A 5951-nucleotide genomic window follows, 5' to 3' on the forward strand; every position below is an offset into this window, starting at 1 on the left:
TTGTCCGAATGCTTCGCCCCTACAGGACGCGGGCCGATGAAGACGCAAGGTTTTGAACGACGATTCTCTCAAAATCTTGCACCTGTTTCGCTCGTAAAGCCCCAAAACCTTTACTTTGCCTACATTTCAAATTTATTCAGCCAACCCTACTTAGGGTTGGCTGAATAATGGTAAAACCCTTTTAAAATAAGGCTTTTGACCTGTTAAAATCCGATGTTCATGCTGCGAAAATCGGATTGGGACTCTCAAAAACCTGGCATTATCCTTCTTGTAGTACATAAGTTGGTACAAAAAGAGAGGGCAACAAAGCCTGAAACGACCGACGACCGGCTACTGACGACCGACTCCTAACCCCACCAACAAACTTTTTGCCGCAAACCCTAATTATAACCAGCTACTTAGTTTTATTATACGGGTTTCCCCCTGCCTAACCCACAACCGAATAACATTTTTGTACTACTTTTCCCAAATATATTTAGGGCTTGCTGAATAAATCTAAAAACCTTGTTGGATAAGGCTTTTAGACTTTTTTGACCTCAAAAAGTGCCGACCATTGGAGGGATCGGGGGTAAAATTCCTGGACTTTTTCCCTGAAAATTAGGTAACTGACTACCTCAAAATCGGTAAAACCCTACACCCCACACCCTGCCCCCAGGAAAAACTTTTTCAGCAGACCCCATTTAAATCTAGGGTTGATCTAGCCTATGCTAAAAAGAGGGGGATTAAAATCGATCGCTCCTAGACTTTAATTGCAAATTTAGGATACTGCACAGATGGGCAATCTATTTGATGATGTCAGTCGCTTTCTTGAAACCCAACTGGAAGAATTTCTCAGAAGTCATCCCCAATTAGAATTACAGGCGCTGGTGGAACAACTGCGCGAACAGGAGCGCGATACTGCTAAACTAATTAGCGCCCTAGAAAATGAGCGTCAACGTCTCGAACAGCAAATTTTGGCCACTGCCCAAGATATCCAAACTTGGCACGCTAGAATTGATAAGGCTAAGGCCGCTGGACGGCAGGACTTGCTTAAGGCTGCTAGTGAACGCGAGGCGGCCCTCTTCCGTCAGGGTAATCAACTTTGGGGACGGATGGAAGGGGTGAAAAAACGTCTGACTCAATCCCAAGAGTTACTGCAACAAGTCCAACAACGTCGTCAAGAAGTGCAAATTAAAGCCGAAAAAGCCCCTAAAAATCAGTCCCCTGACTGGGAAACCACTTTTTGGGATCAACCCCAAGAATCGGACTATCAGCGCTCAAACTACGATAATCTCGATCTAAAATTTAAAGAATGGGAAATGGAAGAAGAATTGAAAAAATTAAAGCGAGAAATGGGACGATAATTTTTCAGTGAGCAGTGAACAGTAAACAGTAAACAGTAAACAGTAAACAGTAAACTGATAACTGATAACTGATAACTGATAACTGAAATCCCCAACACCTAAAAATTCCCCAGAATTGTTCCTCTTAGAAAACGATGGCATCTCAAGCACAAAATCCTGAAAATCAACCCTCCTCTACCCTCGAAGAAATCCGGGCCGCTCGTTTAGAAAAAGTGGCAGGATTGCAAAAAGCTGGCTTAAATCCCTACGCTTACCAGTGGAAATCCACCGCTCACGCTCAACAATTACAAGAGCAGTACGCTGACTTAGCACCGGGGGAAGAAATTAGCACAGAAGTAGCAATTGCTGGTCGGATTATTGCCCGAAGAATTATGGGTAAACTAGCCTTTTTTAACCTGCAAGATGAAACGGGAACGATTCAATTATACCTCGATAAAAAACGCATTAGTGAAACTATGTCCGCCGTGCCGAATGCCTTTAACACAGTGATTAAATTAACAGATACAGGCGATATTTTAGGAGCAAAAGGCACAATTAAACGCACAGAACGCGGCGAATTATCTATCTATGTTAACGAGTACGAAATTCTCACCAAATCCCTCTTACCTCTACCGGATAAATGGCACGGTTTAACCGATGTAGAAAAACGTTATCGACAAAGATATGTAGATTTAATTGTTAATCCGGAAGTGCGACAAACTTTTCGCCGTCGCGCCCAAATTACCGCTGCCATTCGCAGATATTTAGACCAAGAAGGTTTTATTGAAATTGAAACTCCCGTGCTACAAAGTGAAGCGGGAGGAGCCGATGCTAGACCGTTTATCACCTATCATAATACGCTGGAGATGGAGTTATATCTCCGCATTGCCACCGAATTACATCTAAAAAGATTAATAGTCGGTGGTTTTGAAAAAGTCTTTGAGTTAGGCCGAATTTTTCGTAATGAAGGGGTTTCTACTAAACATAACCCCGAGTTTACTTCCATCGAAATCTATCAGGCCTATGCCGATTATTATGACATGATGGAGTTAACCGAAAACATTATTGTTAATGCTGCACAAGATGTTTTAGGTACGCTGAAAATCACCTATCAAGACAGGGAAATTGACCTAACTCCCCCTTGGCGACGAGTGACTATGCACGAATTAGTCCAAGAAATAACCGGGGTTGACTTGAATAGTTTTGAGGATTTCGAGTCGGCTCGTATTGCCGCAGAAAATGCCGGCATTGGCGTTCCAGAGGACTGTAAAACCATCGGTAAGCTCTTAAATGAAGCTTTTGAACAAAAAGTCGAAGAAACCCTAATACAGCCCACTTTTGTGCTAGATTTTCCCGTGGAAATTTCGCCTTTAGCTAAACCCCATCGCTCAAAAACTGACCTCGTGGAAAGATTTGAATTATATGTGGTTGGACGGGAATTAGCTAATAGTTTTTCTGAGTTAACCGATCCCATCGATCAACGGCAAAGATTGGAAGCACAGGCACTCAAAAAAGCGTCTGGAGATTTGGAAGCGCAGGGAGTTGATGAGGACTTTTTAACCGCTTTAGAATACGGAATGCCCCCCACGGGAGGCTTAGGAATTGGCATCGATCGCCTGATCATGTTATTAACCGATTCTGCCAGTATTCGCGATGTGATTGCTTTCCCCTTATTAAAAAGTCAAAGTACAGCGATTAAATCTTTTGACTACGATCAGGACAAAAAAATTCTGAAAGTGGAATTTAATCACGGTGGTATCTATCTTTATCATGATCTACCTTTGGCAGTATATAAAGACTTTCAGTCCGCACCATCGAAAGGACAGTTTTTTGTCGGACAAATTCGCGATAAATACAGTTTTGACAAGGAATTGTAAAAGTTACTGTCACTTCAGTTAAGTAGATAGGTGTTAAAAGTTGTCAGACACCCCCCTGATCAAGGGGGCAGGGTAGGGTTGATTCATGAATCAACCCTACTATGAATCAACCCTAGGGGCAGTGGGGATCAGAGGCAAAATCCATCTTCAATTTAATTATAACTACTTCAGTTATCAGTTATCAGTTATCAGTTATCAGTCATAATTCATGATCCCTTTTTACCTTTGACTTCCTGCCAAGTGTTACCGACTCCCTGTAAAACCCCGCGAACTACTAAACCAATACCGCGACCGATAACTTGGATAAGAATATAGACTACTCCCTTACCCACCACCCGAAAAAAAGCGCGTAAACGAGGAGATAAAGAGTCTCTTAATTCTAAGGCGATCGAAACTAACCAGGGTATGCCTGTTAAACTATTTAATTCTTCCTGTCGAGGGGAATAAATGGCTAGAGATTTGATTTGTCCCTCGCTATAGTGAAATAATTGATATTGACTTTCAAAGATATCTTTAGGTTCTTGCCAATATTGTTGCCGTCGGTATTTCCAAGATAATTCATTCCGGATTTTAGCTAATTTTCTGGCGATGAGAAATTCTGACCGGTAAAGTTTTTGTTTGATTCTCTCCGATTCCGAGAAGTTATTGAGAATAATTACTGTCACTGCATTGGCAATATTATGAATGAGATTTTGCAGGAGAATTTCGGCTCTGGCGATGGTTTCAGGAGCATTAGCCCGGTATTCTACCCCGTCAATAGTTAAACTATTTTCGTACACTAAATAGGAAAATAAGTCAAGAGCAAAAGGAATTTTATTGAGGATTTCTGTTTGAATTGCCTCTCTTTCTTCCAGAATAATTTCGTTAAGTCTGCCTTTACTAATTTCCTCATAAACCGAGGCATTAATTTCTAAAAATTTACGCGTAACTTTCTCCCAGATATCGTAAATAATCAGATTTAAGCGACTGGTTAATTCCCCGCTACTAATCTGTAAATATCTCATCTCATCGACATTTTTGCGAATTTCATCGAGAACTAAATACAATAATTCCCGTTGCCGATTATCCTGTAAAACATCGATTTCAAAACTAATCTTTGTTCTATTAATTAAAGGCGATCGAATGACCGCTAAAGTGGACTCAAAAACCGCCGAAACACAGAGGGGACGCTCGCGGCTTAAAATTGGTAATTCTTGATCGATATTGTTAATTATTACCGAGGGTGTCACTGCAGCTGAATTGTAATAGCTACCTTCCAGGGGAATTAGTTTTCTCACTAGCCATAGGGCTGCTAAAAGTTCTCGTTTTCTCCCCTGCCAATAAAAGCGATCAAAGCCGGATAAAGACTGTTGATTGAGATGGAGATCAATTAAATGTAATTCACTTTCGATGCGATTTAATCCCGTTTTGCCGGCACTGATTAACCAATGGCTAGGAGCTAAACTTGAACGAGTAGCAATGGTGAGAGCAGAAGGGGCAACATCGTGGGTTTCATCCCGGGAAATTTGCCCTAAAATAGTGATAAATTGCTCTAGGTTTGTGCCTTTGGGAATATAACCAGCGATGCCTAATTCTCTGGCGATTAGTTGCTGTCGGGAGTCGAGAGGAAAGGTTAATAAAACAATTTTACTTTCGGGATAGCGAGAGTGGAGAATTTCACAGTAAGACCAATCAAAGAGAGGATCAATAATAATAATTTCGGGGGCCGGATTAAGAGTCAAGGCGAAAATTGTTTCTAAATCCCCTTCGGTGACGATACTAATATTTTCTATCTGCGACAAGGCCTGCACCAGACCCAAGCGGAAAATCGGGTCATTATCGATGATAATTAGGGTGAGAGGGCGATCGATCACAAGAGTTGCAGCCTGTCAACGGATACTATTCACAGGGTCAATTATACAGTTATCTGGCTCATTTGTTTTGTTTATAGCCATAGAAATCGATGCGATAATCGGTAATTTTTACCCCCGTCGATGCCTCGATCTGTTTAATTAATTCCGGGGGAAGTTGGATATGCACATCGATGATTTCTTGACTGTCCAGACAATTGACGTGACTGTGGGAATCGCTGATGTTGCCGTAGAGTCTGCCGTCCCAGCGTTCCACAGATTCGATAATGCCTTGACCGGATAGGGCCTCTAGGTTTTGGTACACTGAGGTATGACCGATGTTTTTTCCTTGCAGATTGAGACGATCATAAATTTCTCGCGCTGATAGGTGTTCCTGCGCTTGCCACAGCAATTCTAAAATATAGCGACGCTGACGACTAACCCGCATTCCTAAAGTTTGACACCTTTCGATCGCATCTTCTAAACACCGGATCGGTTTTTGTTTTACCTCCAAATTGTCCATAGTTGTATCCGTTGACCTCCGCCCTAATACATAGTCATTACCAGTTTAGCTTAGTCTTTCGATCGATGTCCACATTGCGCCAGTTTTTAGCCCCTCTTCAAACTGAGATAAAAAATCAGCAGCGCCAGATTCGAGTAGATTTGCGGGCGAATGAGTGAAACCAACCACTCCAGACACAAAGGACACAAAGATCGATCGCTACTATATAAGTTACACTGATCACACAAAGAATAAGAGAACCAACCATTTACTTATCTATATCCCACATTCCGCACCCTAGTCGTTGAAATCAAAAGTTGCTCTAGCCCTTGTATAGTAAGACTTTTAGCGATTACTAAGAATTATGAAGTGTCACACTCTAGTTAGCGATCGCCAGCTTAATGAGAGTTTATCTCAATAA

Annotated in this window: 4 protein-coding genes; 2 read left to right on the forward strand and 2 right to left on the reverse strand. The window is 41.7% G+C overall.

The features are described 5' to 3' along the window. Window positions 1–773: 773 nt before the first annotated feature. Window positions 774–1343: a TIGR04376 family protein gene (locus O9332_RS16990; RefSeq protein WP_002763860.1), complete on the forward strand. Its 570-nt coding sequence runs from the start codon at window positions 774–776 to the stop codon at window positions 1341–1343. Window positions 1344–1477: 134 nt separating this feature from the next. Continuing rightward, window positions 1478–3199 (forward strand): lysine--tRNA ligase, encoded by a 1722-nt coding sequence (gene lysS, locus O9332_RS16995; protein ID WP_002763861.1) that lies wholly within the window; start codon window positions 1478–1480, stop codon window positions 3197–3199. 206 nt (window positions 3200–3405) lie between these two features. Here lysS and O9332_RS17000 read toward each other — a convergent pair whose 3' ends face one another. Together O9332_RS17000 and O9332_RS17005 are read right to left on the reverse strand one after the other, a co-directional pair. Beyond that, window positions 3406–5052 (reverse strand): DUF3685 domain-containing protein, encoded by a 1647-nt coding sequence (locus O9332_RS17000; protein ID WP_288026549.1) that lies wholly within the window; start codon window positions 5050–5052, stop codon window positions 3406–3408. A 58-nt stretch (window positions 5053–5110) separates the two neighbouring features. Further along, window positions 5111–5551, reverse strand: coding sequence for a Fur family transcriptional regulator (locus O9332_RS17005; protein ID WP_004268517.1), 441 nt, complete (start codon window positions 5549–5551; stop codon window positions 5111–5113). Window positions 5552–5951 lie beyond the last annotated feature (400 nt).

The organism is Microcystis sp. LE19-10.1B (assembly GCF_027530565.1).
GTDB classification, from domain to species: domain Bacteria; phylum Cyanobacteriota; class Cyanobacteriia; order Cyanobacteriales; family Microcystaceae; genus Microcystis; species Microcystis aeruginosa.

Coding starts and splice junctions, on each gene's coding strand:
- O9332_RS17005 (WP_004268517.1), bottom strand. CDS start 5,551: ATGGACAATTTGGAGGTAAAACAAAAACCGATCCGGTGTTTAGAAGAT.
- lysS (WP_002763861.1), top strand. CDS start 1,478: ATGGCATCTCAAGCACAAAATCCTGAAAATCAACCCTCCTCTACCCTC.
- O9332_RS16990 (WP_002763860.1), top strand. CDS start 774: ATGGGCAATCTATTTGATGATGTCAGTCGCTTTCTTGAAACCCAACTG.